The sequence below is a fragment of the Paraburkholderia mimosarum LMG 23256 = NBRC 106338 genome (genome assembly GCF_000739815.1).
Lineage (GTDB): Bacteria > Pseudomonadota > Gammaproteobacteria > Burkholderiales > Burkholderiaceae > Paraburkholderia > Paraburkholderia mimosarum.
The window spans coordinates 1-2,419 of sequence record NZ_BBJJ01000237.1 but is presented as its reverse complement, the minus strand read 5'-3'; the positions used below and the strand labels follow the sequence as shown (position 1 = coordinate 2,419).

Annotated in this window: 4 protein-coding genes; 3 read left to right on the top strand and 1 reads right to left on the bottom strand. The window is 59.7% G+C overall.

What is annotated here, in order from left to right:
* The 3 genes from istB to BMI01S_RS36965 form a co-directional block, all read left to right on the top strand.
* A partial coding sequence (istB, locus tag BMI01S_RS36975) for an IS21-like element helper ATPase IstB (RefSeq protein ID WP_042293229.1) occupies positions 1-584 on the top strand: 584 nt, incomplete at its 5' end.
* 75 nt (positions 585-659) lie between these two features.
* Positions 660-1,094 (top strand): YeeE/YedE family protein, encoded by a 435-nt coding sequence (locus tag BMI01S_RS36970; protein WP_028233078.1) that lies wholly within the window; start codon positions 660-662, stop codon positions 1,092-1,094.
* Position 1,095: 1 nt separating this feature from the next.
* On the top strand, positions 1,096-1,527 hold the full coding sequence (locus BMI01S_RS36965) for a YeeE/YedE family protein (RefSeq protein ID WP_028233079.1): 432 nt from the start codon (positions 1,096-1,098) through the stop codon (positions 1,525-1,527).
* Between the two features lie 426 nt (positions 1,528-1,953).
* Here the strand turns inward: BMI01S_RS36965 and BMI01S_RS40350 are convergent, their stop codons facing one another.
* Positions 1,954-2,283 carry a hypothetical protein gene (locus BMI01S_RS40350; RefSeq protein WP_063619647.1) on the bottom strand — a complete coding sequence of 110 codons (330 nt, stop codon included), beginning with the start codon at positions 2,281-2,283 and terminating at the stop codon, positions 1,954-1,956.
* Between the last annotated feature and the right edge of the window lie 136 nt (positions 2,284-2,419).

Below are 2,419 nucleotides of genomic sequence, written 5' to 3'. Positions count from 1 at the left end.
GACGGATCGCACTCGCCCGGTTCCCGGTGCTCAAGACGCTCGATCAGTTCGAATGGAACTGGCCCAGCAAGATCAACCGCCTGCAGATCCAGAACCTGTTTCGCCTGAACTTCATCGAGGAGCAGGCCAACGTGATCTTCCTCGGTGGCGTCGGTCTGGGCAAAACCCATCTGAGCATTGCACTCGGCCATACCGCCTGTCTGCGTGGCCATTCGGTGCTGTTCGCCACGGCGATAGATATCATCAACTCGTTGAATGCCGCATACGTGCATGGCGGGCTCAAACGCGAACTGCGCCGCTACGTCAAACCGCGCGTATTGATCGTCGACGAACTCGGATATTTGCCCGTCGACAAACAAGGCGCCGACGCGCTGTTCCAGATCATCAGCCAGCGCTACGAGCACGGCCCGACCATCATCAGTTCAAATCGCGCGTTCAAGCACTGGGCGGAAATCTTTAACCACGACAGCACACTGACCTCCGCGCTGCTCGACCGCCTCCTGCATCATGCCGAGACCGTCGTCATCGAAGGCAAAAGCTACCGCATGAAAGATCAGGAAGGCACCGATCCCGCGACCCTGTGATCGCCTTCACCATGGTGAGTTTTAAACCGTCCGTTTTAGACGAAATTCACGCCGCTGCTAACAAGGGGACAAATGATGTTGATTGACTTCACACATTTCACACCTGCTCTCTCCTTGACCGGCGGACTCATCATCGGTCTGGCGGCGGCCGTGCTCGTGCTGTTCAATGGCCGCATCGCCGGAATCAGCGGTATTTTCGGTGGCCTGTTGAGCCTGCCTCGCAACGACAGCGGCTGGCGCCTCGCCTTTGTCGCAGGCCTCATCATCGCCCCTGTCATTGCAGGCCTGCTCGGCAAGCCGGCAATTGCGGATATTGAGGCGAGCTGGGGCGTCATCCTGGTTGCGGGCTTCCTGGTGGGGATCGGCACCCGCTATGCCAGCGGCTGTACCAGCGGCCACGGCGTGTGTGGCCTTTCGCGCGGTTCGCCGCGTTCGCTCGTCGCCACGCTGATCTTCATGGCGGCGGGATTTCTGACTGTTTTTGTCCAGCGACACCTGATTGGAGGCTGACATGGCAATCCTCACCGCACTGCTTTCCGGTCTGATTTTCGGCGTTGGACTGATGGTCTCCGGCATGAGCAACCCGGCCAAGGTGCTGGGCTTCCTCGATATCGCCGGTAGTTGGGACCCCTCCCTCGCGTTTGTGATGGTGGGCGCCATCGTCGTGGCTTCGCTCGCATTCTTCGTCGCGCGACGCCGCAAGCGCTCGTTACTGGGCTTGCCTGTACAGTTGCCGGCAAGCACGATAATTACGCCAAGGCTCGTCCTCGGCAGCGCGGCCTTCGGAGTCGGCTGGGGCCTGGCGGGCTTCTGCCCGGGCCCCGCGCTGGTCGCACTGGGCGCAGGCTATCCGAAAGCCATCGGATTCGTGGCAGCCATGGTGGCGGGCATGCTCGTCTTCGAACTCGTCGAACGAACGAAATCGGGCATGCAACGGGCGTAAGCAAGGTCACACGGCTACGGGGCGCGGCTGGTCACGTGGGCTCGTATGCACGCAGGGATGGTCTGCTTGTCGTGAACCACTGCTTGAGCGCACACGGCTCTTGATCGGCCGGATCGCTCGGACCCGATGCCGGGAATCGCGTGGCCCAATGCCAAGTCGATGGCTGCATACCCTGTTCGCCCTGTTTTGGATTCGGAATTGACCGTTGGATTGTGGTGACCGGAGGAATGGCGATGAGTGGATTACCTGTATTTAAAGACGTCGTACGCGCAGTCTCCAACCAGCTGCGCGCGATGCGTCAAACGCAGCCAGACCTGATGACGGCATTCAGTCAACTAGCGGCTGCGTAGAAAGCGTCAAGCAGCGTGGCCGGTCAGCGACAACCATTTTGGCCGGTCAACGGGGTAGTTGTCGTTGGTTATCAGGTCATATTTGACGTTGCTCCTTGGTAATTGTCGTTGCGTGTTCGCGTAGTTGACGCTCATCGTTACTGCGTAACAAGGAGCCGTCGAAGTACTCCTGCCACTGCACTGAATCGGGATCGAGCCCGGCAAGAATGCGTTCGTCTTCCGCGATGATCAGTTTCTCGATCAATTCCTGTTTCGTTACTGCGTAACGGCGCGCCACCCGGGCAAGCGCGAGGAAGGCGCGAGTGTCGATCCACGCGTTCAGGCGACGCTGACCGTTATCGTCCGAGCCCGAATGAGGGCGCCGGGCCCGATATGCGGCTTGCCGTTGTGCTGCTGTTTTTGCCATTTTCTTGCCCCGATACGGTTGATTTCGTGACCCGTTACCGCGTCACGGATGCGTTACTGCGTAACGTTGCCATCGTCAGCCGACGGGCCGCTAAACGGGTTGGCAGGGTTGTCGTCCTGTAATTGACGCCGCCGTC

Excerpts from the sequence above, each read along its gene's own strand:
- BMI01S_RS36970 (WP_028233078.1), top strand. The coding sequence starts at position 660 with ATGTTGATTGACTTCACACATTTCACACCTGCTCTCTCCTTGACCGGC.
- BMI01S_RS36965 (WP_028233079.1), top strand. The coding sequence starts at position 1,096 with ATGGCAATCCTCACCGCACTGCTTTCCGGTCTGATTTTCGGCGTTGGA.
- BMI01S_RS40350 (WP_063619647.1), bottom strand. The coding sequence starts at position 2,283 with ATGGCAAAAACAGCAGCACAACGGCAAGCCGCATATCGGGCCCGGCGC.